This window comes from Microbacterium sp. CCNWLW41, assembly GCF_037083505.1.
Genome location: NZ_JBAOJP010000004.1, coordinates 351,231 through 372,711 on the forward strand (window position 1 = coordinate 351,231; position 21,481 = coordinate 372,711).

Annotated in this window: 21 protein-coding genes and 1 tRNA gene; 12 read left to right on the forward strand and 10 right to left on the reverse strand. The window is 70.7% G+C overall.

Going from position 1 to position 21,481, the window contains the following annotated elements; all coding sequences use genetic code 11:
- Nucleotides 1-10: 10 nt before the first annotated feature.
- Nucleotides 11-1,789, reverse strand: coding sequence for a DUF2207 domain-containing protein (locus V6R91_RS16830; RefSeq protein ID WP_336396169.1), 1,779 nt, complete (start codon nt 1,787-1,789; stop codon nt 11-13).
- Between the two features lie 37 nt (nt 1,790-1,826).
- Nucleotides 1,827-3,248, reverse strand: a complete 1,422-nt coding sequence (thrC, locus tag V6R91_RS16835; RefSeq protein WP_336396170.1) for a threonine synthase — start codon at nt 3,246-3,248, stop codon at nt 1,827-1,829.
- Between the two features lie 256 nt (nt 3,249-3,504).
- Between thrC and leuA the strand changes: the two genes are divergently transcribed.
- Complete coding sequence (gene leuA / locus V6R91_RS16840; RefSeq protein WP_336396171.1) at nt 3,505-5,259, forward strand: 2-isopropylmalate synthase; 1,755 nt, start codon at nt 3,505-3,507, stop codon at nt 5,257-5,259.
- A 122-nt stretch (nt 5,260-5,381) separates the two neighbouring features.
- Here leuA and V6R91_RS16845 read toward each other — a convergent pair whose 3' ends face one another.
- On the reverse strand, nt 5,382-6,077 hold the full coding sequence (locus V6R91_RS16845; protein ID WP_336396172.1) for a trimeric intracellular cation channel family protein: 696 nt from the start codon (nt 6,075-6,077) through the stop codon (nt 5,382-5,384).
- Nucleotides 6,078-6,113: 36 nt separating this feature from the next.
- On the opposite strand from V6R91_RS16845, the gene recO reads away from it, so the two are divergent.
- Entirely contained in the window at nt 6,114-6,842 is a 729-nt protein-coding gene (gene recO, locus V6R91_RS16850) for a DNA repair protein RecO (RefSeq protein WP_271061400.1), read from the forward strand.
- Nucleotides 6,839-7,678 (forward strand): isoprenyl transferase, encoded by an 840-nt coding sequence (locus V6R91_RS16855; RefSeq protein ID WP_336396173.1) that lies wholly within the window; start codon nt 6,839-6,841, stop codon nt 7,676-7,678. Before recO ends, V6R91_RS16855 begins: the two co-directional genes overlap by 4 nt.
- Nucleotides 7,679-7,680: 2 nt before the next feature.
- Here V6R91_RS16855 and V6R91_RS16860 read toward each other — a convergent pair whose 3' ends face one another.
- Nucleotides 7,681-8,256 (reverse strand): AAA family ATPase, encoded by a 576-nt coding sequence (locus V6R91_RS16860; protein WP_336396174.1) that lies wholly within the window; start codon nt 8,254-8,256, stop codon nt 7,681-7,683.
- Between the two features lie 53 nt (nt 8,257-8,309).
- Here V6R91_RS16860 and V6R91_RS16865 point away from each other — a divergent pair, with 53 nt between their 5' ends.
- On the forward strand, nt 8,310-9,017 hold the full coding sequence (locus V6R91_RS16865; RefSeq protein ID WP_336396175.1) for a DsbA family oxidoreductase: 708 nt from the start codon (nt 8,310-8,312) through the stop codon (nt 9,015-9,017).
- A gap of 78 nt (nt 9,018-9,095) precedes the next feature.
- Here the strand turns inward: V6R91_RS16865 and V6R91_RS16870 are convergent, their stop codons facing one another.
- Together V6R91_RS16870 and V6R91_RS16875 are read right to left on the reverse strand one after the other, a co-directional pair.
- The gene (locus V6R91_RS16870; RefSeq protein ID WP_336396176.1) at nt 9,096-10,307 is read right to left on the reverse strand and encodes a metallophosphoesterase family protein; all 1,212 of its coding nucleotides are present in this window, start codon (nt 10,305-10,307) and stop codon (nt 9,096-9,098) included.
- Between the two features lie 142 nt (nt 10,308-10,449).
- A complete protein-coding gene (locus V6R91_RS16875) occupies nt 10,450-10,944 on the reverse strand; it encodes a glutathione peroxidase (RefSeq protein ID WP_067242639.1) in 495 nt (164 codons plus the stop codon).
- Nucleotides 10,945-11,053: 109 nt separating this feature from the next.
- Here V6R91_RS16875 and dusB point away from each other — a divergent pair, with 109 nt between their 5' ends.
- The 7 genes from dusB (at nt 11,054) to V6R91_RS16910 (ending at nt 18,058) form a co-directional block, all read left to right on the forward strand.
- Nucleotides 11,054-12,214: a tRNA dihydrouridine synthase DusB gene (dusB, locus tag V6R91_RS16880; protein WP_271061403.1), complete on the forward strand. Its 1,161-nt coding sequence runs from the start codon at nt 11,054-11,056 to the stop codon at nt 12,212-12,214.
- 4 nt (nt 12,215-12,218) lie between these two features.
- Nucleotides 12,219-13,607, forward strand: a complete 1,389-nt coding sequence (locus V6R91_RS16885) for a deoxyguanosinetriphosphate triphosphohydrolase (protein ID WP_271061404.1) — start codon at nt 12,219-12,221, stop codon at nt 13,605-13,607.
- Nucleotides 13,607-15,499, forward strand: coding sequence for a DNA primase (gene dnaG / locus V6R91_RS16890; RefSeq protein ID WP_336396177.1), 1,893 nt, complete (start codon nt 13,607-13,609; stop codon nt 15,497-15,499). Before V6R91_RS16885 ends, dnaG begins: the two co-directional genes overlap by 1 nt.
- Before the next feature lie 35 nt (nt 15,500-15,534).
- Entirely contained in the window at nt 15,535-16,317 is a 783-nt protein-coding gene (locus tag V6R91_RS16895) for an ATP-binding cassette domain-containing protein (protein WP_067244611.1), read from the forward strand.
- A 101-nt stretch (nt 16,318-16,418) separates the two neighbouring features.
- Nucleotides 16,419-16,494 (forward strand) — tRNA-Asn (locus tag V6R91_RS16900).
- A 112-nt stretch (nt 16,495-16,606) separates the two neighbouring features.
- Complete coding sequence (locus tag V6R91_RS16905) at nt 16,607-17,368, forward strand: class I SAM-dependent methyltransferase (RefSeq protein ID WP_067244608.1); 762 nt, start codon at nt 16,607-16,609, stop codon at nt 17,366-17,368.
- Nucleotides 17,369-17,485: 117 nt separating this feature from the next.
- Nucleotides 17,486-18,058: a DUF4037 domain-containing protein gene (locus V6R91_RS16910; protein ID WP_336396178.1), complete on the forward strand. Its 573-nt coding sequence runs from the start codon at nt 17,486-17,488 to the stop codon at nt 18,056-18,058.
- A 38-nt stretch (nt 18,059-18,096) separates the two neighbouring features.
- Here the strand turns inward: V6R91_RS16910 and V6R91_RS16915 are convergent, their stop codons facing one another.
- Genes V6R91_RS16915 through V6R91_RS16925 form a run of 3 tightly spaced genes read right to left on the reverse strand, consistent with a single transcriptional unit; the run spans nt 18,097 to nt 19,960 of the window.
- The gene (locus V6R91_RS16915) at nt 18,097-18,891 is read right to left on the reverse strand and encodes an ABC transporter permease (RefSeq protein WP_336396179.1); all 795 of its coding nucleotides are present in this window, start codon (nt 18,889-18,891) and stop codon (nt 18,097-18,099) included.
- On the reverse strand, nt 18,888-19,604 hold the full coding sequence (locus tag V6R91_RS16920) for an ABC transporter ATP-binding protein (protein ID WP_336396180.1): 717 nt from the start codon (nt 19,602-19,604) through the stop codon (nt 18,888-18,890). Before V6R91_RS16920 ends, V6R91_RS16915 begins: the two co-directional genes overlap by 4 nt.
- The gene (locus V6R91_RS16925; RefSeq protein ID WP_271061410.1) at nt 19,601-19,960 is read right to left on the reverse strand and encodes a hypothetical protein; all 360 of its coding nucleotides are present in this window, start codon (nt 19,958-19,960) and stop codon (nt 19,601-19,603) included. Before V6R91_RS16925 ends, V6R91_RS16920 begins: the two co-directional genes overlap by 4 nt.
- Before the next feature lie 71 nt (nt 19,961-20,031).
- Here V6R91_RS16925 and V6R91_RS16930 point away from each other — a divergent pair, with 71 nt between their 5' ends.
- Nucleotides 20,032-20,574, forward strand: coding sequence for a helix-turn-helix domain-containing protein (locus V6R91_RS16930; RefSeq protein ID WP_271061411.1), 543 nt, complete (start codon nt 20,032-20,034; stop codon nt 20,572-20,574).
- Between the two features lie 68 nt (nt 20,575-20,642).
- Here V6R91_RS16930 and V6R91_RS16935 read toward each other — a convergent pair whose 3' ends face one another.
- Entirely contained in the window at nt 20,643-21,317 is a 675-nt protein-coding gene (locus tag V6R91_RS16935) for a hypothetical protein (protein ID WP_336396181.1), read from the reverse strand.
- Nucleotides 21,318-21,481: the final 164 nt, after the last annotated feature.

Below are 21,481 nucleotides of genomic sequence, written 5' to 3' on the forward strand. Positions count from 1 at the left end.
CCTCGGGCGGTCAGCGCCCGCCGGAGAAGCCGCCGCCTCCTCCGCCGCCGGAGAAGCCTCCGCCGAACGATCCGCTGGAGGAGGACGAGGAGGACGCGACCGGCGTGGCGTGGAGCGAGGATCCCATGCGCGACAGCGAGGACCCCAGCGACCCGATGGCGTACCCCGTGTACCAGGACGGGGCGGCGTCCTCGCTCTCGTAGTGCACGGCCAGCACGCGGCCCCACTCCTTCTCCATCCCGAAGAGCATGGCGTACGGGAGCAGGCGCTCGTACAGCACGATCACGTCCGCCTGGCCGTCCCGGCGCCGCTCGGCACCCGTGTAGGACTGGAGCATCCGGATCCGATCCGCCTCGGCGAGGCGGATGTACTCGCGTGCGCCCTGAAGGTGCTCCCAGGCCTCCGCTCCCGCCGGGGTCAGCAGGCTCATGCGCTGCGACAGCACCACGGCCATGACGATCAGCACCGCCGTGAACAGGATCGAGATCACGAAGGCGGCGATGGCGGCGTCGCGCTGGACGACGAGGCCCGGGGCGCTCAGCCCGATCGCGACGAGACCGGCGAGGACGCCCGCGATGCCGATGACGACGGCCGTGCGCGAGCGCGCCCGACGGATCAGTCCGCGTCGCTCGGCGGCGTCGCGGCCCGCCTTCGGCAGCCGGGAGAGGCGTCCGGCCACGGCGTTGTCGGGCTCGGCGAGGTCGAGCCGCGTCCCGGCGACGCGAGCGGGGAACAGCGCGGCGAGGGCCGCACCGTCCAGCGGGTCGGGGATGCGTGCGGGATCCTGGAGCGTGAGCGTCGGCTTCTTCCCGCCCTCTTCGATCCGGAGGGCGCCGTGCACGCCGAGATGCACGATCTCGGCGGCGGTCGCCCGCGAGGCGGCACCGAGGAGCTCGCCGGCCAGCAGCGGCGGAAGGGCGGCCGGCACCTCGTACTGCGCGACGACGACACCGCGTCCCTGCGCGCGGTGGCGACGGCGGACCGCGCCGCGCGCGACGGCCCCCAGGACCGGAACCAGGAGCGCTCCACCGCCGGCGACCGCGTACGGCACGACGTCGGTCACCGCGTCCGGCCTGCTCGCCGGCGACGGCGTCACGGTCCCGGGCTCCATCGCGAACGCGACCGTGATGCCGGCACCCGCCGGCAGATCCCGGGCACCGACGCGGAAGCCGCCCGCTCCGTCCGGGGCGATCTCGCAGGTGTCCCGCGAGCCGTAGCCGCCCCGGTAGCACGAACGATCGCCGGTCAGGTGGCCCGCCAGCGCGTCGGAGAACTCGATCGTGGCCTGGAACGCGTCGACCGGCTGCGTGCTGTCGAGCGGGAGCAGATCCCAGTAGAACTCGTCGACGTCCGCGTCGTCCGGCCGGTGCACCACATCGCGCATCGTGTACTCGATGACGTACGTCGTCGAGCCGTGCTGGAAGGAGTCGTCCCCGATCGCGATGAAGAGGACGTCGTCCTCCGAGTCGGTCTCGTACGGCACCGACGCGCCGTCGGCGTCCCGCACGGAGACCACGGTGGGGAAGATCGGCACGCCGCGGTACTTCTCCGGCAGGCCCCGGACGATGCCGCGGTTCTGGTCTGTCTCGGGGAACTCGGCGACCACCGTCTCGGTCACCCGCAGCGAGGCGCGACCCGCGTCGTCGAGGCCGAGTTCGTAGCGCGCGTCCCACGATGAGTAGCGGAAGTCGTTCACATCCGCCGTCGCCGCCGACGGCACTGCGACCGCGACCGCGGCGAGCACCAGGGCGACGACGCCCAGGACGATGGTTCGGAGTCGTTTCGCCATGTCGGCCAGGCTAACCCGGTCGGGCGGCGCGTCCGGGTCAGTGCCGGGCGTGCTCGGCGATGTACGTCCGCAGCGCCTGCTCGTCGTTCGGCATCTCGGTCACCCGCTGCGGGGCGTCGAGCATCGCGCGCAGCTCGGGGGAGTAGTCCAGGTCGATCCCCAGGGCCTCGTGGATCGTGTCGGCGAACTTCTCGGGCTTCGCCGTCTCCAGCACCAGCATCGGCACCCCGTCCTCGACGAAGCGACGGGCGACGGCCACCCCGTCGGAGGTGTGCGGGTCGATGACCTCGCCCGAGGCGGCGTGGACCGCCCGGATCGTGGCGACACGGTCCTCGTGCGTGCTCGTCCCGCTGGCGAAGCCGAACTCGCCGTCGAGGCGCGACAGCTCTGCGGAGAGGTCGATCGCACCGGTCTCGGCGAGCTCGGCCCACGCCGCGCGCACCCGGGAGGGGTCGCGGTCCAACAGGTCGTAGACGAAGCGCTCGAAGTTGGAGGCCTTGGAGATGTCCATCGACGGGCTGGACGTGGCGAGGGTCTCTGCGGCCGACCGCGGACGATACACCCCGGTGCGGAAGAACTCGTCCAGGACGTTGTTCTCGTTCGCCGCGAGGACGAGCCGCCGGATCGGCACGCCCATCCCCTTCGCGTAGTAGCCGGAGAGGATGTTGCCGAAGTTGCCGGAGGGGACCGTGACGGACACCGTGCTGTCGGCACGGCGCGTCGAGGGCACGGCGTCGGTGGCACGCAGCCAGGCCCAGAAGTAATAGACCACCTGCGCCGTGATGCGCGCCAGATTGATCGAGTTCACCGCGCCCAGATGCTGCGCCTGTTTGAACGCCAGATCGCCGGAGAGGCGCTTGACGAGGTCCTGGCAGTCGTCGAAGACCCCCTCGACCGCGATGTTGTGGACGTTGTCGTCCTGGAGCGAGTACATCTGGGCGCGTTGGAACGGACTCATCCGGCCCTGCGGGGAGAGCATGAACACGCCGATCCTGTCCTTGCCGCGCAGCGCGTGCTCGGCGGCGGAGCCCGTGTCGCCGGATGTCGCGCCGAGGATGTTCAGCACGCCGTCGGTGCGCTCCAGCGCGTACTCCAGCGCGTGTCCGAGGAACTGCATCGCCATGTCCTTGAACGCCAGGGTCGGCCCCTCGGAGAGGCCGACCAGCGTGATCCCGCCGTCGATCGCCCGCAGCGGCACGGGGGTCGGGAACACCTCGGGCGCATACGCGGCGCGGCACAGCGCCGCCAGGTCCTCGCGGGGGATGTCCGTGGCGAAGCGGCCCAGGACCTCTGTCGCCAGCTCGGCGTAGTCCAGCCCGCGCCAGGACTCGAGCTCCTCGGCGGACACCGTCGGCAGCGAAGCGGGCACCGACAGCCCGCCGTCCGAGGCCAGACCCTCCAGCAGCGTCTCGACGTACGTCCTCGGCTCCCCGCCGCCGCGGGTGGAGATGTAGTGCACGGATGCTCCTCGATCGTTCGGGGTGTCGGGCCGCGCGACGGGCGCGCCCTTCGATTCTCGCAGGAACCGCGCCCGCTCCGGGCCTCCATGACGCGGAGTGTGCGCCCGGCGGAACGTCGGTGCTAGCATGGCCGCATGCGCGCGGGCGTTCTGCTTCTCCTTATCCGCCGCGACGAGTCCTCGTTCTAAGGGCCCACCTCGTCGCGGTGTTCGCGTTGGCCCGACTCCCGCGAGACCCGAGAAGAGAACGCCCCTCATGAAGAACACGCAGCGCCCCTCGTCCATGCCGGTCCACAAGTACCGGCCCTTCCACGAGCAGATCCGCGTCGATCTCCCGGATCGCACCTGGCCGTCGAATCTGATCACGCAGGCTCCCCGCTGGTGCGCGGTCGACCTGCGGGACGGCAACCAGGCCCTCATCGACCCGATGTCGCCCGAGCGCAAGCGCGTCATGTTCGAGCTCCTCGTGCAGATGGGCTACAAGGAGATCGAGGTCGGGTTCCCGTCGGCGAGCCAGACCGACTTCGACTTCGTCCGCCAGCTGATCGACGAGGGACTGATCCCCGACGACGTCACCATCCAGGTGCTCACCCAGGCGCGCGAGCACCTGATCGAGCGGACCTACGAGGCGATCGCGGGAGCCAAGCAGGCCATCGTGCACCTCTACAACTCCACGAGCGTCCTCCAGCGGGAGGTCGTCTTCCGCTCCGACCGGCAGGGGATCATCGACATCGCCCTGAACGGGGCTCGGCTGTGCCGCGAATACGAGAAGCGCATCCCCGAGACCGCGGTGTACTACGAGTACTCGCCGGAGAGCTACACCGGCACCGAGCTCGAGTTCGCGGCGGACATCTGCAACCAGGTGCTCGAGGTCTTCGAGCCCACGCCGGAGCGCAAGGTGATCATCAACCTCCCGGCGACCGTGGAGATGGCGACCCCGAACGTCTACGCCGACTCGATCGAATGGATGAGCCGTCATCTGAACCACCGCGAGAACGTCATCCTCTCGCTGCACCCGCACAACGACCGCGGCACCGCGGTCGCCGCCGCGGAGCTGGGCTACATGGCGGGCGCCGACCGCATCGAGGGGTGCCTGTTCGGCAACGGGGAGCGCACCGGCAACGTGGACCTCGTCGCGCTCGGGATCAACCTGTTCACGCAGGGGATCGATCCGCAGATCGACTTCAGCGACATCGACCAGGTCAAGCGGACCGTCGAGTACTGCAACCAGCTCCCGGTGCCTGAGCGCAGCCCGTGGGCGGGGGACCTGGTCTTCACCGCCTTCAGCGGATCGCACCAGGACGCGATCAAGAAGGGCTTCGAGGCGATGGCCGCCCGGGCCGACGCCGAGGGCGTCTCCGTCGACGAGATCGAATGGGCGGTGCCCTACCTGCCGGTGGACCCGAAGGACCTCGGGCGGTCCTACGAGGCCGTGATCCGGGTGAACTCGCAGTCCGGCAAGGGCGGGGTCGCCTACCTCCTGAAGGCCGACCACGCGATCGACCTGCCCCGCAAGCTCCAGATCGAGTTCTCGGGCGTCGTCCAGGCGAAGACGGACGCGGAGGGCGGCGAGGTCACGAGCGAGCAGATCTGGTCGATCTTCTCCGACGAGTATCTGCCGGCGGCCTCGTCCGAGGACAAGTGGGGACGGTTCGAGCTCCTCGCGACGCAGACCCGCAGCGACATGTCCGGCGAGGTGGTGCTCGACGTCGTGCTCCGCGACGACGAGCAGGAGCTCGCCGTGTCCGGCTCCGGCAACGGGCCCGTCGCGGCGTTCGTGGAGGTGCTGCGCGCGCAGGGCTTCGACATCACCGTCTACGACTACGTCGAGCACGCTCTCAGCTCCGGCGGCGACGCGCAGGCCGCCGCGTACGTGGAGCTGCAGGTGGGAGACCAGCGCCTGTGGGGCGTGGGCATCGACGGCGACATCTCGACCGCGTCGCTCAAGGCGATCGTGTCGGGCGTCAACCGGTCGATCCGGGCCCGAGCGGCGGAGCTCGCCGCGGTCTGATCCGATCCTTCTGATCCGATCCTTCTCTCGCGAGACCCCCTCCGCCCGCCGAAACCCCTCCGGGAAAGCGCGGGTGCGAGGGGGTCTCGGCGTGGAAAGGGGGTCTCGGCGCGTCGCTCCGATCAGTCCGCCGACGGCTTGATGATCGGGATGAGCCCGGTCTCCGCGGCGACCTTGCGTCGGTGCAGGCGTCGCTGCTCCGGGAGGGAGAGGTCGAAGACGACCGCCAGCACCCGGATCACGGCCGTGACGGCGATGCCGACGACGGCCGCGGGGACGATGCTCATCCCGAGTCCGTGGGCCACGACGATGAACGTGCACCCGGCGCCGGCCGCCACCGCGTACAGCGAGCCGACGTGCATGATGGCCACCGGAAGGCCCATCAGCACGTCGCGGAGCATGCCGCCGCCCGCTGCCGCGCACACGCCGATGAAGACCGCGGGCACCGGCGGGATCCCGAAGGCGATCGCCTTGCTCGTGCCGAAGGCTCCGAACATCCCGATGACGACCGCGTCCAGGCCGACGATCACCGCGTTGAGCCGCTGGAAGACGCCCGCCAGCAGCATCCCGACGAGCGCGGCACCGGCGGCGGTGAGCAGATACCAGTTGCTCTGCAGCGTCGCGGGCGGCTGGCCGATCAGGATGTCGCGGATGAGACCGCCGCCCATGCCGATCATGATGCCGATGATCGCCACTCCGAGCAGATCGAGCCGACGCTGTCCCTGGAACCCCGAGGCGAACATCGCGCCCTGGACGCCGCCGAGGCCGACGCCCAGCAGGTCGGCCCAGAGGGGAATGGAGAAGAGCGGATCGGTCACCCCTCCATTGTCCCCGCCGCGAGGGATAATCGAACAATGCCGACCTACCGAGACGAAGCGGTGGTCCTGCGCACCCACAAGCTCGGTGAGGCGGACCGCATCGTCACGATGCTCTCGCGACGGCACGGCAAGCTCCGTGCGGTCGCGAAGGGGGTCCGGCGCACCTCCTCGAAGTTCGGCTCGCGCCTGGAGCCGTTCATGGTCGCGGACGTGCAGCTATACGAAGGGCGTTCGCTCGACATCGTGCAGCAGGCCGAGTCGCTCGGTTCCTACGGCGCCGACATCGCGCTGCACTACGAGCGGTTCACGGCGGCGAACGCCATGGTCGAGACCGCCGACCGGCTCAACGACGCCGAGGCCACACCGGAGCAGTACCTGCTGCTCGTGGGCGGCCTTCGGGCGCTGGCGCGCGGCGAGCACGCCGCGCGCAGCATCCTCGACTCCTACCTGCTCCGCGTCATGGCGCTGTCGGGATGGGCGCCCTCGTTCGGCGACTGCGCCCGGTGCTCGCGACCCGGCCCGCACACCACGTTCGTCGCGCAGATGGGCGGACTCGTGTGCGAGGAGTGCGCGCCGGCGGGCAGCGCCCGGATCGCGGCGTCGGCGCTCGACCTGCTGCGCTCCCTGATGGCCGGTGACTGGACCCGCGTCGATGCGGCCGCCGCCGCCGACGCGGCCGCGGCTTCCGGTCTGATCGCCGCGTACGCGCAATGGCACCTCGAGCGCGGCATCCGCTCGCTCGCTCACGTGGAAGGAGCGCGGTGACCCCTCGCGCGCAGCAGCACCCCCGTTCCCCCAAGCCGTACACGCACCGTGATGCGGTACCGTACCGCCCTCTGAACTGGACCGGCGAGCAGCCGCCGGCCTTCCCGGCCGTCCCGAACCACGTCGCGATCGTCATGGACGGCAACGGGCGGTGGGCGAACCGCCGCGGGCTCAGCCGCATCGAGGGGCACAAGGCCGGTGAGGAGGTCCTGCTCGACGTCGTCGCCGGTGCGATCCAGGCGGGCGTACGACACCTGTCGGTCTACGCTTTCTCGACGGAGAACTGGGCGCGCTCCCCGGAGGAGGTGCGCTTTCTCATGGGCTACAACCGGGACGTGCTGCACCGCCGCCGCGATCAGCTCAACGAGTGGGGCGTGCGCGTGCGGTGGGCCGGTCGCAAGCCGCGGCTGTGGGGGAGCGTCATCAAGGAGCTGCAGTTCGCCGAGGAGCTCACCCGCGGAAACGACGTGCTCACGCTGACCATGTGCGTCAACTACGGGGGTCGGGTGGAGCTCGTGGACGCGGTCCGCGCCATCGCCGAGGAGGTCAAGGCCGGGCGGATGAAGCCCAGCGCCGTGACGGAGAAGGCGATCCGCCGTCACCTCTACGTGCCCGACATGCCCGACGTCGACCTGTTCCTGCGCAGCTCGGGCGAGCAGCGGACGTCGAACTTCCTGCTGTGGCAGTCCGCCTACGCCGAGATGGTGTTCCTGGACACCCTGTGGCCGGACTTCTCACGCCGCGAGCTGTGGCGGGCGATCGAGGTGTATCTGTCCCGCGATCGTCGCTTCGGCGGCGCGGTGGACGCCCCGGACACGGCGGACCCACCGGCCTGATCTCAGCGCGGACGTGCGGCGGAGAGAGCGCGGAGCCAGCGTTCCGCCTCTCGCGGATGCCGCAGGCGCACGATCGGCAGATCGGGGTGCGCACGCACGATCTCGGGCATCCGCTGGTCCCACTTGTAACGGGTGCGCCGCTGCCAGCGGAGGATGTCGTCCTCGCCCGTCCATGCGGCGCGGGTCCAGATCGCCGGCTCGGTGTTCCCGTTCCACAGTCGCGTGCGGAGGATGCGGCGGGCGAGGGTCCGGCGGATCAGCCGTGCCCGCACGATGCGCCACGGATAGTCGAGCCAGACGACCAGATCGGCTCGGGGCACGAGAACGGCGTCCGTGCCCTGCGACGTGTACTGCCACTCCGTCACCCAGCGCTCCTCGGCGGCGAACGCCCGGACGTCGTCGAGGAAAGAGGGACGCGGCGTCCATCCGGCGCCGTGGAAGAGCGCGTCGATCTCGACGTGTCGCACTCCGGCCGCGGCGGCCACCCGCCGCGCGAACGTCGTCTTCCCGGCGCCGGTGATCCCCGCGACCAGGACCCGCAGGGGGAGTACGGGCGAGGCGTCCGGGGGCGAGGGCATCCGAGGATGCTACCAACGGAATACATCCTGATTCGATGCGGTTGCATGAAGATGTGAGCAACCCCATCTCGATCGATATCTGGTCCGACATCGCCTGCCCCTGGTGCTACATCGGCAAGCGCAACCTGGAGAAGGGCCTCGCGGCGCTCCGCGACGCGGAAGGGGACCAGAGCCCCGAGGTGGAGATCACGTTCCACTCGTTCGAGCTCTCGCCGGACACGCCGGTGGACTTCGACGGCGACGAGATCGACTTCCTCTCCGGTCACAAGGGGATGCCGCGCGAACAGGTCCAGCAGATGCTCGAGCGCGTGACCGGTGTCGCGCGTGAAGCGGGTCTGGAGTACCGCTTCGACCTGCTCCAGCACACGAACACGGTGAAGGCGCACGAGCTGCTCCACCACGCGAAGGCGCACGGCCGCCAGCACGAGATGGAGGAGCGGCTCATGGCGGCGTACTTCACCGAGGGGCGCCACGTCGGGCGGATCGACGATCTGGTCGACCTCGCCGTCGAGGTCGGGTTGGACGCCGACGAGACCCGCATCGCTCTGGAGTCCGAGCGTCACCTCGCGGACGTGCGGCAGGATCAGGAGCAGGCCAGGGCCTACGGCATCCAGGGCGTGCCGTTCTTCGTCATCGACGGCAAGTACGGCGTCAGCGGGGCGCAGCCGCCCGCCGCGTTCGAGAACGTGCTCCGCGACCTGTGGGCCCAGCGTGCGGACGGAGCGCCCGCGGACGGAGAGCGCGAGCCGGAGACGGCCTGACGCGCGGTCCCGACGCCGGATGACGCAGGCGTGGGCGCAGATCTCCGGGCCCACGCCTGCGTAGGAGCCGCCCGCCGCTCAGACGGCCTCCTGCGCGGGCGCCAGAGGCAGCGGCTCCATCGGCTGGTCGTTCGCGGCCAGGTCGATGTCGAGATCCCGGGCGTACACGACGCGGGTCTGGATCGACACGTCGTCGCCGTTCTCGGTCAGCTCGAACACGCGGCCGCCGCGGAGCCGATTGCGTTCGGCCCCGTCCAGCCCATAGGCGCCGAAGCCGGTGCCCGGCGCGTAGCCGAGCAGGACGCCGTAGTAGTTCCCGACGTAGTCGTTGACGTGGTCGTGTCCGACGAAGACGCCCCTCACGTCGCCGCGCTCGAGGATCGCGTTGTACATGCCGGAGTTGATCGGGCCCGGGCACTCGTCCTCGTTGCGCTCTCCGACGATCCCGTGTCGCGCCCTGCCCCGAGCCGCATCCTCGGGAGCGCGCGTGTCGACCCCGCCCCACCACATGAACCGGTGCTCCCACAGCGCGATGTGGATGAACATGAGCCCGGGGATCTTCCTTCCCCGCTTCTGCTCCAGGCGCTGCGACTGCTCGCGGTACCAGGAGACCTGGTCCATTCGCAGCCAGTCCCAGTCGGGGTAGCCGGTGAAGTCCTGGCCGTCGATGTCCCCGGGGGCGTACCGGCCCGAGTCCAGGAGCCAGAGGACGAACGCCTCGCGGGTCTTCTTCGCCGCCGATCCGATCGACACGATGGTGTTGCTCGTGCCCGTGAGACCCGCCTCGTTCGCCGCGTTCACGTTGTGCTCGTAGGAACGGTAGATGTCGAGCATCCCGGCCTCGTCGACGCCCGATTCCGGGAGCGAGTCCTCGTCGTGGTTCCCATAGGTGACCGCCCAGGCGATGCCGCGGGACTCCATGGGCCAGACGACGTTGTTGATGGCCTGCTTCACGGCGAGCCGGGTCTCGCACCCCGAGGAGATCACGTCGCCGTTGATGACCACGAAGTCCGGCTTCTCCTGATCCAGGACCTTCTCGATCAGCTCGACCGTGCGCCGGTCCGTGAGCTCGTCGTCCTGCGTGTCGTTGAACTGGACGATCTTGAACGTCCCGTCAGGACGGAACCGCAGGGCGGACGCCCGGGCGTTCGGCTTGCCCGTGGCGGGGTCCTCGCGCACGGCGGGCGCGATCGCGGCGTGCGCCGAGCCCAGCGGCAGCGCGGCGCTGAGCGCGCCGATCGTCCCGGCGGTGAGGACGGCACGTCGGCTCATCGGCAGTCGGTCTGTCATCTCTCGGTCTCCTCGTCGTCGTACGGCGTTCGTCGCCGAGCCGACGCTAGGCAACCCGGATGACGCTGGGGCGACGAGGAGGTGAACAGGGGAGCAGCCGCGCGTCCCCGTCGGAGCGGTCGCGCGGGCCGAGAGGACGGGGTCAGCGCGTGAGCGCGGCCTCGATCGCCGACACGATCGCCGGGTCGTCCGGTCGCTGCTTCGGCCGGAAGCGCTGGATCGAGCCGTCCGCGCCGACGAGGAACTTCTCGAAGTTCCACTCCACGCGACCGGCCTTGCCGTTCGCGTCGGGAGTCCGGGTGAGCGCCTTGTAGAGCTCGGCGGCGTTGCGGCCGTTCACCTTGACCTTGTCGTTGACGGGGAACGTGACGCCGTACGTCGTGGAGCAGAACTCCAGGATCTGGTCCATCGAGCCGGGCTCCTGGCCGAAGAACTGGTTGCAGGGGAAGCCGAGCACCGTGAAGCCGCGGTCGGCATATGTGCGCTGCAATTCTTCGAGCTGCGCGTACTGGGGGGTGAGACCGCATTTCGAGGCGACGTTCACGACCAGGACGACGTCGGCGTCGAGATCCTGCAGGGTCGTCTGGGCGCCCGAGGCGTCGGTGAACGGGATGCTGCGGACATCGGCACTCGTCATGCTCCTCAGCCTACGCGCGCGGCAGTGTTCGAGGCCCGATCCTGCGCGGTTCCCCGGCGGCGGCCGCTCGCCGCCACCGGGGTCGCTCATCTGGGAGAATGGAGGGGCCATGACTCTTGCTCCCGCTCCCGCCCGCCCGCTGCAGATCGGTCCGATCCGGATCGAGGCGCCCGTCGTCCTCGCCCCGATGGCGGGGATCACGAACACGGCGTTCCGGCGCCTGTGCCGGGAGTACGGTACGGGACTGTACGTCAGCGAGATGATCACCTCGCGCGCGCTGGTCGAGCGCAACGCCATCACGATGCGTCTCATCCAGCATCACGAGAGCGAGACTCCTCGGTCGGTGCAGCTGTACGGCGTCGATCCCGCGACGATCGCCGAGGCCGTGACCATCCTCGTCGCCGAGGACCGCGCCGATCACATCGACCTGAACTTCGGATGCCCTGTGCCGAAGGTCACGCGCAAGGGCGGGGGAGCGGCGCTGCCGTGGAAGCGGTCGCTGTTCGCGGACATCGTGCGACGGGCGGTCAAGGCCGCGGGCTCCGTGCCGCTGACGGTGAAGATGCGCAAGGGGATCGACCGCGACCACCTGACCTTCCTCGACGCGGGGCGCGCGGCGGAGGACGCCGGGGCGGCCGCGGTGGCGCTGCACGCGCGCACCGCCTCCGAGTACTACTCGGGCCACGCGGACTGGAGCGCCATCGGAGAGCTCAAGGAGGCGGTGACCTCGATCCCGGTCCTCGGCAACGGCGACATCTGGTCCGCCGACGACGCGGTGCGGATGATGGCCGAGACCGGATGCGACGGCGTCGTCGTGGGCCGGGGCTGCCTCGGGCGGCCGTGGCTGTTCGGCGAGCTCGCGGCAGCTCTCGGTCCCGAGGGCTCCGCGGGTCCCCCGGTCGACGCGACCCTCCGCTTCGTGTCCGAGGCGTTCCGGAGGCACGCCGAGCTGCTCGTCGACTTCTTCGAGGACGAGGACCGCGGGTGCAAGGACATCCGCAAGCACGTCGCGTGGTACTTCAAGGGCTACCCGGTCGGCGGGGATCTGCGGGCGGCGCTCGCCCGGGTCTCCACGCTCGCGGAGATCGACGACCTTCTCGGCACGCTCGAGGACGCGCCCTATCCGGGCGCTGCCGCCGAGGGGCAGCGAGGCCGTGCAGGGTCGCCGAAGCGGACGGCTCTTCCGGACGGCTGGCTGGAGTCCCGCGAGATCGCTGCGGAGACCGGGGCGATGATGCGCGGAGCGGAGATCGAGAACAGTGGCGGCTGAGACGGTGAGCGGCGCAGTCCGTGCGGGCGCGACCCGCGGCGACGGCTACGACGCCCACGACGCCGCCCGGTTCTTCGCGGAGACGCACCGCTCCGAACGCGACGACTTCGCGCGGGACCGCGCGCGGGTGCTGCACTCCGCGGCGCTTCGTCGCCTGGCTGCGAAGACGCAGGTGCTCAGTCCCGCCAGCACCGCCGACTTCGCTCGGAACCGGCTCACGCACTCGCTCGAGGTCGCCCAGGTGGGCCGAGAGCTGGCGATCGCGCTCGGCGTCTCGGCGGATGTGGTGGACACGGCCTGCCTGAGCCACGACCTCGGCCATCCGCCGTTCGGGCACAACGGCGAGCGCGCGCTGAACGAGTGGGCCGAGCCCATCGGCGGCTTCGAGGGGAACGCGCAGTCGCTCCGCATCCTGACCCGTCTCGAGGCGAAGGTGCTCGACGACGACGAGCACTCGGTCGGGCTCAACCTCACTCGGGCGAGCCTGGACGCCACGTGCAAATACCCCTGGACGGTGGACAACCCGCTCCCGGATCCGGGAGGACGTCTCAAGTTCGGGGTGTACCCCGAGGACGAGGCGGTCTTCCGCTGGATGCGCGAGGGCGCCCCGGGGCGGTTGCGCTGCATCGAGGCCGAGATCATGGACCTCTCGGACGACATCGCCTATTCGGTCCACGACTTCGAGGACGCGATCGTCAACGGCTACCTGGATGTCGCCAAGCTCGCCGATCCCGCCGAGCACCACGCGCTCATCGGGCGTATCCAGCAGTGGGTGGGCTACGACTTCACCCGCGAGGACCTGGCCGACGCTCTGTACCGGCTGACCTGCCAGCCGATGTGGCTGAAGTCCTTCGACCGCTCGCGCCGGGACCTGGCGCGGCTGAAGAACCTCACCAGCGACCTCATCGGGCGCTTCGCCCGCGCGGCGGTCTCCGCGACCCGGGAGGCCTACGAGGGGCCGCGGCTCGCGCGGTACAGCGCGCACGTCGTGGTGCCTCCGGTGATCGAGGCCGAGATCGCCGTGCTGAAGGGGATCATGGGGCAGGCGATCGTCACGATCGACGCCCGCCGCGGCGTGTACAAGGAACAGCGCCGTGTGCTCAAGCGGCTGGCCGATGCGCTGTGGTCCACGGACACGCTCTGGCGTGCGGGCGCCGACGTGCTGGAGCCGGCGTTCGCCGCGGACTTCCTCGCGGCCGAGACGGATGCGGAGCGAGCGCGGGTGGTCGTGGACCAGATCGCGAGCCTGACGGACCAGACCGCGGTCGACTGGCACAACCGCCTGGTGGGGGACATCGATCCCGCCGAGGTCGGCATCTGGACGCCGCGGCATGCGCGGCCGGCGGGCCGGGCGCACGCCGCACGCGGCGCGGACGCCGTCGAGGTGCACTGATGCCGCGCATCAGCCAGGCCGACATCGACGAGGTCAAGGCGCGCACCAACATCGCGGACATCGTGGGCGAACGGGTCTCGCTCAAGTCCGCGGGCGTGGGCTCCATGAAGGGCCTGTGCCCGTTCCACGACGAGAAGAGCCCCAGCTTCCACGTGCGGCCGCAGGTGGGCTTCTACCACTGCTTCGGCTGCGGCGCCTCCGGAGACGTCTACTCGTTCCTGCGGGAGATGGATCACGTCAGCTTCACCGAGGCGGTGGAGCGGCTGGCCGCGCGCATCGGCTACACCCTGCACTACGAGGACGGCGGTGCCGCGCCGGAGACGAGCGGGCGCAGCAGGCTGTACGCCGCGAACACCGCTGCCGCGGAGTTCTTCCGCGGCCAGCTGCTGAGTGCCGAGGCGGAGTCGGCCCGCCGCTTCCTCGGCGAGCGCGGGTTCGACGCGGGCGCCGCGGCGCACTTCGGCGTGGGGTACGCCCCGCGCGGCTGGGACGGGCTGCTCAAGGCGCTGACCGCCCAGGGCTTCACCCGTGACGAGCTGAGCGCGGCCGGGCTGGTGTCGACCGGGCAGCGGGGGGTCTACGACCGATTCCGCGGCCGCGTCGTGTGGCCGATCCGTGACGTCACCGGGCAGACCATCGGCTTCGGCGCCCGGCGTCTGTACGAGGACGACAAGGGCCCCAAGTACCTGAACACGCCGGAGACCCCGATCTACAAGAAGGCCCAGGTGCTCTACGGGCTCGATCTCGCCAAGCGTGACATCTCCCGTGGCGATCCGCGACGGGTCGTGGTCGTGGAGGGCTACACCGATGTCATGGCCTGCCACCTGGCGGGGGTGACCACCGCGATCGCCACCTGCGGCACGGCGTTCGGCGCGGAGCACATCAAGGTGCTGCGCCGGGTGATGGGCGACGACTCCGCGCACGGCGAGGTCGTCTTCACCTTCGACGGCGACGAGGCCGGGCAGAAGGCGGCGCTGCGCGCCTTCGCCGAAGACAACCGCTTCACCGCGCAGACGTTCGTGGCGGTGGCGCCGGACGGCCTGGATCCCTGCGACCTGCGTCTGCAGCGCGGTGACGCGGCGGTGCGGTCCCTCCTCTCGGCGAAGGTGCCGATGTTCGAGTTCGTCATCGACCGGAGGCTCGCCTCCTACGACCTCGCGACCGTCGAGGGGCGCGTCGGGGCTCTCCGCGCCGCCGCGCCGATCGTGGCGGAGATCCGCGATCGGCTCCTCCGTCCGGAGTACGAGCGGGTTCTCGCGCGCCGCCTCGGGATGGACCCGGACGACGTCCACGCGGAGGTGCGCAGGCAGACCCCCCGCGCGGCGGAAGGGCGCGAGCAGGGGGCGCGCCCGTCCGACACGACGACGGCGCGTCCGGTGGGCGGCATCGGCCAGGGCGGCGAGACGGCGCCGCAGGCGCTCGCCCCGGTGACGCTGGCGGCCCTTCCGCGCACCGGGATCGCCTCGCTGGAACGGGATGCTCTGACCGGCGCGCTGCAGTACGGCCATCAGGTCGACCACGAGCTCCTCCAGCGAGCGCTGAGCGCTCCGTTCGAGATCCCCGCGCTCGACGCCGTCCGCGAGGCGGTCGCCGCGGCGGGGGACCGCTCTCGTCCCGGGTGGGTCATCGCGGCGGTCGACGCGGTGCGGGAGCCGTACCGGAGTCTTGCCGGCGAGCTCCTGATGCGGGCGTTCCCGGCTCGGGACGAGGCGGGCGCGGTGGCGTCGACGACGGATCTCGCGCGCCGGCTGATCCAGCGGCACCTCGACCGCGAGAAGCACGAGCTGCTGGGCGCGATCCAGCGGGTCCCGCCGGACTCGGACGGCGGGCGCGCCCTGCGCGTGCGCCTCCGGGACATCGACCTCGAACGGCAGCGTTTCGTCGAGTCGTGACGCGTCGACGCCGTCGAACAGGCAGGATGGAGGACATGGCGCGTTTCGAGGGGGACGAGTCGATCGCGATCGACTGCGACGACATCGTGATCGACCGGCAGGGGCACAGCACGCCCACCCGCGCCGTGGACGGGGTGAGCTTCCGTCTGCAGGCGGGGGAGCTCATGTGCATCGCGGGTGCGACCGGCTCCGGGAAGACGACCCTGGTGGGGGCGCTCGCGGGTTCCACCGACCCCTCGCTGCGGGTCGTCGGCGGAGACGCGCGCGTGTGCGGGATCTCGATCCGTCGCCCCGGGCGTCGGCATCGCGAGCTCACCTACCTCACCGGCTACGTCCCGCAGAACGGCGGGGCGGACCTGAACCCGCAGCTGACGGTCCAGGAGATCATCGCCGAGCCGATCCTCCAGCGCGAGCGTCGCGTGAACACGAAGGCGCTGGCGATCCGGGTGGCGACGCTCCTCGACGAACTGCACCTGCCTCTCGGCGCGGCGGCGAAGTTCCCCTACGAGCTGAGCGCGGGCATGCGCCAGCGTGTCGCGATCGCCCGGTCCTTCGTGCTGGAGCCGCGCGTCCTGATCGCGGACGAGCCCCTGGCGAACCTGGACCTCGAGGTCCGTCACGTCGTCTTCGACGCCATCTCCCGGCGCCGTGCGGACGAGGGCATGGCCGCGCTCCTGGTCAGCAACGACGCCGCTTTCGCCCGGGAACTGGGCGCCGAGACCCTGATGATCCGGGAGGGGCACGTGGTCGCGCGGGGCGCCGGTGCCGATCTCGTCTGGACGCCGGGGACGGAGCCGGACCGGGCATCGTCGCGGTGAGCAGGACGCCGCGCGGACGACACGCGCGAGGCGCGGCCCGGTTCGGGAGCACGACGCGGATCCTGCTATGATCGATGAGTTGTCCGCGCAGCGGTGAACATTCCCCTGTAGCTCAATTGGCAGAGCAGCCGGCTGTTAACCGGCAGGTTGTTGGTTCGAGTCCAACCGGGGGAGCCAGCGAGAAGGCGCCTTGTCCCGTTCGGGACGAGGCGCTTTCTCGTCTGTCGGCGGGGAAGGTCGCAAAAGCGGCGCCGACGCCGCCGTCCCGCGCGGATGCGAGACTCGAGGGATGACGGATTCCTTCGAGGCCTTGATCGAGATCGGCGACACGGCCGACGTCTCGGGATGGGACTTCTCCTGGCTCGAGGGTCGTGCGAGCGAGGAGCGGCCGCCGTGGGGATATGCCCGGCTCCTCGCCGAACGCCTGACGAAGGCGACGGCATCGCTCGACATCCAGACCGGCGGCGGGGAGGTGCTCGCGGAGGCCGGCGTCTTTCCGCCGGTCGCCGTCGCGACGGAGTCCTGGCCGCCGAACGTCGCTCGGGCATCGCGTCTGCTGCACCCTCGTGGGGTGGTCGTCGTCGCTGATCCGGACGAGCCGCCGCTGCCGTTCGCGGATGAGGCGTTCGACCTGGTGACCAGCCGGCATCCGGCGACGATCTGGTGGGACGAGATCGCCCGGGTCCTCCGGCCGGGCGGGACCTATCTCGCGCAGCATGTGGGGCCGGCGAGCGTGTTCGAGCTCATCGAGTTCTTCCTCGGGCCCCAGCCCGAGGGGCGGCGCCACCGGCGTCCGGAAGACGAGGCGGCGGACGCGGAGTCCGCCGGGCTGCAGATCACCGATCTGAGGACGGCGACCCTGCGCATCGAGATCCACGATGTCGCGGCGGTCGTCTACCTGCTGAGAAAGGTCGTCTGGTGGGTTCCGGGGTTCTCCGTCGAGCGGTTCCGCCCTCGGCTGCGCGAGCTCCATGACCTCCTTCGCCGAGAGGGCCCGTTCGTCGCGCACGCGACGCGCCATCTCATCGAGGCCCGGAAGCCCCGGCGATGACGGACGACTCGGTCTCCGGCCTCGATCTGGCCCGACGGTTCTACGCCGAGGCGGTCGAGCCCCTCGTCGATGTGCCGCACGCCGCGGCCCTCCTGGGGGAGGGGTCCGAGGGACTGGATGATGCTCACGACCTGGCACTTGATCGGTGCGGCCGAGCCGCTGCGCGGGCGGTGCATCGAGTCGGGCGACGTGATCGGATCGCGTCTGCTGACCGCGAGGCTCTGTCGCCTGGCTATGGAGCTCGTGTTCCTGCAGGAGCGCGCGTACTGGCCCTACGACAAGTGGTTCGGGGCGGCCTTCGCCCGTCTCCTTCCCGCCGCCCAGCTCGCACCGCTTCTCGATCACGCTCTCACCTCGCGCGGGCAGGAGGCGGCGACGGCTGCGCTTCACGAGCTGTTCACCCGACTCGGGGAGCGGCAGAACCGCCTGTCGTTCGGGTCCCCGGTGCGACCCCGCCTCGCGCCGTTCGATGTCGGCATCAACGGCGCGATCCGTCCGTACCTCACGATCAACGCGGGCGAGTTCGTGGAGAGTCTTCGGGGGAGCATCTCGGACCCGTCATTGCGCGCGCTCGTCCCGGTGGGGTCCCTCGATCAGCTCACGCACGCCGACGATGCCGTCGTCACGCACACCGACTGGCCGGCCCGGCTCTCTCGCGAGTATCGCGACGCCCTGACAGGGGAGACCTGACCCGAGGCGCGACCCCCCCCAGCGGTCCGCCGTGCGTATCAACGGAGATCCCGGCGCAGCGGCGCGACGACCGCGATCCCCGCGGCCCCCAACGCGTAGGCGACGAGGACGCCGGCGCCGGCCACGGGGGGAAGCAACGGGGCAGGCCCCAGAGACGTCTCTGCCGCGATGGCGTCGGTCAGGAAGGTGAACCGCGTGAGGGACGCGGTGGCGCCGCCGGGCAGGAACGGGTATAGGACGTTGACGCCCGGGATGACCATCAGGATGTATTCGACCAGGTAGAAGTATCCCAGGACGATGCCCATGGCGACGAGGGTATGCCGGGCCAGTGCCCCGACCGCGACTCCGATCAGCATGTAGGCGGCCGCAGCGAGGGCGAGCTGGGCGAGGATCGTCACGAGCGGTCCCGTCGGCATGCCGAGGCGCACGCCTCGCAGTTGCGCCGCCCCGACGAGGACGAGTCCCGCAGTGACCGACGCGGTCACGCCGTACAGGAGGCCGAGGCCGGTGTAGACGACGAGCTTCGCGGCCAGGACCCGGCCACGGCGCGGGATCATCAGGAACGTCGTGGCGATGGTGCGATGACGGTACTCGGCGGTCACGGCGAGCGTGCCGATCAGCGCCGGGACGAACAGCAGGACGCCGCCGAGGCCGAGGAGGAGAGCAGCCCCTTCCGTCGTGTCCAGACCGGGCATCGGCGGCGAGGCGTTCTCCGGGCCGATGAGCGCGAGGAGTCCGGGGAGCACCCCGCCGACGCCCATCGCGGCCAGGAGGGTCCAGAGAGGCAGGTGTGTCGCCGCAAGCCGGGCGATCTCTCCGCGCACGGCGTTCACGCGGCGACCTCCGCCCCGGTCAGGCGGAGGAACGCGCTCTCGAGCGTTTCACCGTCGGACACCAGATCCGCGATCGGCCCCGCCCAGGCGACCGCGCCTTGGTCGAGGAGGACGACGTCATCCGCGCTCTGCTGGATCTCTCCGAGCAGGTGGCTGGAGACGAGCACGGTCCCCCCACGTGCGGCGAAGTCGCGCAGGACGCCGCGGAGCCACGCGACCCCGGCCGGATCGAGGCCGTTGGCCGGCTCGTCCAGCACGAGGGCCTCGGGCTCTCCGAGGAGAGCGGCGGCCAGCGCGAGCCGCTGCCGCATGCCGGTGGAGAAGCCGCCGACACGCCGGTCGGCGTACTGCTCGGCGCCGACCGCGCCGAGCACCGCATCGACGCGGGCGCGGGGCAGTCCGCCGAGCGCGCACAGCGTCCGCAGGTGCGCCCGAGCGGTCACCCGGGGGTGGGCGCCGGCGATGTCGAGGACCGCCCCGACGGTGCGTGCGGGCGCGACGAGGTCGCGATACGCGTGTCCGGAGATGGTGGCAGACCCGGCATCCGGGCGGGTGAGGCCGAGCAGCATGCGGAGGGTCGTCGACTTCCCGGCACCGTTGGGGCCGAGGAGCCCGGTGACGCGCCCAGGGCGGGCGACGAAGCCGACGTCTGCCACGGCGACGACGTCGCCGAAGGACTTACGCAGCCCGACGAGGCGGATCTCGGTGCTCACCGGTCGCTCCCTTCACGGATCGATTGGGCGAGGGCGTCGGCGTCCGGAGTGCTCACGAGCAGCTCGTCGAATCCCGTCTCGGCGCGGTCGAGCAGGATCCGCAGCAGAGGCAGACCCCGCTTCATCGACACCAGCCGCCGCACTCCGGACGGATGGGTGAAGACACCGAGCTTCCGGAACCCCGACACCACGAGACCGGAACGCATGCCGAGGATCTCGGAGGTCCAGCCTGGCGCTGCCGCGGCGTCCCGGACGACGTCGTTCGATGCGGTGAACGACGGCCGGCCCGCCATCGCGGACTCCCACCCGGGGAACAACACCCGAACGGCGCGCCCCGTGTACTCCACCTCGGTCATGATCCGTTCCCTTCGTAGAATCGATACAGTGTCGAGAACATTATCATGCTGATAATAATGGAGGTCGCGACGTGACGGAAGCAACCCCGATCGCCGATGTCGTGCTGCATCCGGTGCGGCTGCGGATCGTGCAGCAGCTGGGCGGACGACAGCTCACGACGGCCCAGCTGCGCGCCGCGCTGCCGGATGTGACGCAGGCCACGCTGTACCGCCATGTGGCGACGCTGGTGGAGGCGGGCATCCTCGTCGTCGTGGACGAACGGAAGGTGCGCGGTGCGGTCGAACGCACGCTGGCGCTGGGCGAGCGGATGGCGCACGTGGACCGGGAGGAGCTGCGTCAGGTGGACGAGGCCGTGCTAAGGACGGCGTTCCTCACCTTCCTCGGCGAGGTGTCGGCGGACTTCGATCGGTTCCTCGCCGCGGATCCGGTCCTCCGAGACTTCTCGGGATTCGGCCGGACGGTGCTCTACGTCGACGAGGACGACCTCGCGCGCATCCAGGCAGGCCTCGCCGAGCTCCTGTCGCCCTACTTCGAGGCGCGATCGGGTCGGCGCCGGGTCACGCTCTCGACGGTGCTGACGCCGGATCCCGGAGCGACGGTCGAGCCCCGGTAGGCGGTGGGAGCGCTGAGTCTCCGTCATCCGACCCGCGCGATCGACGACGGATGCGCCGCGCGCACCTGTCAGACGACGGGGAACCCGTCCGGCTTCCCGGTGCACGGGGCGAGCCAGGTGAAGGCGTGTCGGCAGCCTGCTTCTGTCGCGCGGACCGGCGAACGCACCCGATAGACGACGTAGGCGTCCGCCGTCAGAGGCTTATCGACGCCCATGCTGACAAGGGTCGAATCCGGGTCCTCGGGAGAGGGCAAAGCACACCGAGTCGGTTGATGCGCCGGCGGGTCGCCGCTCGGCGTCGTCCACCACAGACTCGTCGCGTAGTCGTCCTTCCCGCCGGCGCCGATGTCTGGCGAGAGAACGTCGAAGAGCGTCTCCGCGCAGGTGGGGGTGCCGGCGGTGTGGCCGCCGAGACGAGCCGCGACCTCAGCGGCGTCGCCGGCTCCGGGGGCGAGTGGGTAGATCTCGTAGGCCACGAGCGCGCACTCCTGCCAGTAGAACATGATCAGATCCTGCTCGCCGTCTCCATCGCTGTACCGCGGCGTGAGCCAGCACGACACCTCGGTCCAGGAGCGCGCCGGCGCGCCCAGTCCTCGGATCGGGCCGCGGATCTGCGACTGCCGCGACAGCAGCCCCGCTTGCTCCTGCACGAGTTCGTCGACCAGTCGATGGGCGTTGTTCGTGTTGATGACCCGCAGGATTGGGTCGGGCGCGAGTGCGATGACGGCCAGCAGCGCGAACACGCTGACGGCGCCGACGAACCGGCGGCGACGCGGGGACCACGGCGCGGACGAAATGAGAACCGGTGTCCCGGCGTCGGTCGCGGTCAGCTCGGTCGTAGGGTGCATGTCGTCTCCCTTCTCCCTTCTCCCGGAAGCGGCCCACGGCCCCGTGCGGGTGCCCTCCC

Excerpts from the sequence above, each read along its gene's own strand:
- V6R91_RS16830 (WP_336396169.1), bottom strand. The coding sequence starts at position 1,789 with ATGGCGAAACGACTCCGAACCATCGTCCTGGGCGTCGTCGCCCTGGTG.
- leuA (WP_336396171.1), top strand. The coding sequence starts at position 3,505 with ATGAAGAACACGCAGCGCCCCTCGTCCATGCCGGTCCACAAGTACCGG.
- recO (WP_271061400.1), top strand. The coding sequence starts at position 6,114 with ATGCCGACCTACCGAGACGAAGCGGTGGTCCTGCGCACCCACAAGCTC.
- V6R91_RS16860 (WP_336396174.1), bottom strand. The coding sequence starts at position 8,256 with ATGCCCTCGCCCCCGGACGCCTCGCCCGTACTCCCCCTGCGGGTCCTG.
- V6R91_RS16870 (WP_336396176.1), bottom strand. The coding sequence starts at position 10,307 with ATGACAGACCGACTGCCGATGAGCCGACGTGCCGTCCTCACCGCCGGG.
- V6R91_RS16875 (WP_067242639.1), bottom strand. The coding sequence starts at position 10,944 with ATGACGAGTGCCGATGTCCGCAGCATCCCGTTCACCGACGCCTCGGGC.
- dusB (WP_271061403.1), top strand. The coding sequence starts at position 11,054 with ATGACTCTTGCTCCCGCTCCCGCCCGCCCGCTGCAGATCGGTCCGATC.
- dnaG (WP_336396177.1), top strand. The coding sequence starts at position 13,607 with ATGCCGCGCATCAGCCAGGCCGACATCGACGAGGTCAAGGCGCGCACC.
- V6R91_RS16895 (WP_067244611.1), top strand. The coding sequence starts at position 15,535 with ATGGCGCGTTTCGAGGGGGACGAGTCGATCGCGATCGACTGCGACGAC.
- V6R91_RS16905 (WP_067244608.1), top strand. The coding sequence starts at position 16,607 with ATGACGGATTCCTTCGAGGCCTTGATCGAGATCGGCGACACGGCCGAC.
- V6R91_RS16910 (WP_336396178.1), top strand. The coding sequence starts at position 17,486 with ATGATGCTCACGACCTGGCACTTGATCGGTGCGGCCGAGCCGCTGCGC.
- V6R91_RS16925 (WP_271061410.1), bottom strand. The coding sequence starts at position 19,960 with ATGACCGAGGTGGAGTACACGGGGCGCGCCGTTCGGGTGTTGTTCCCC.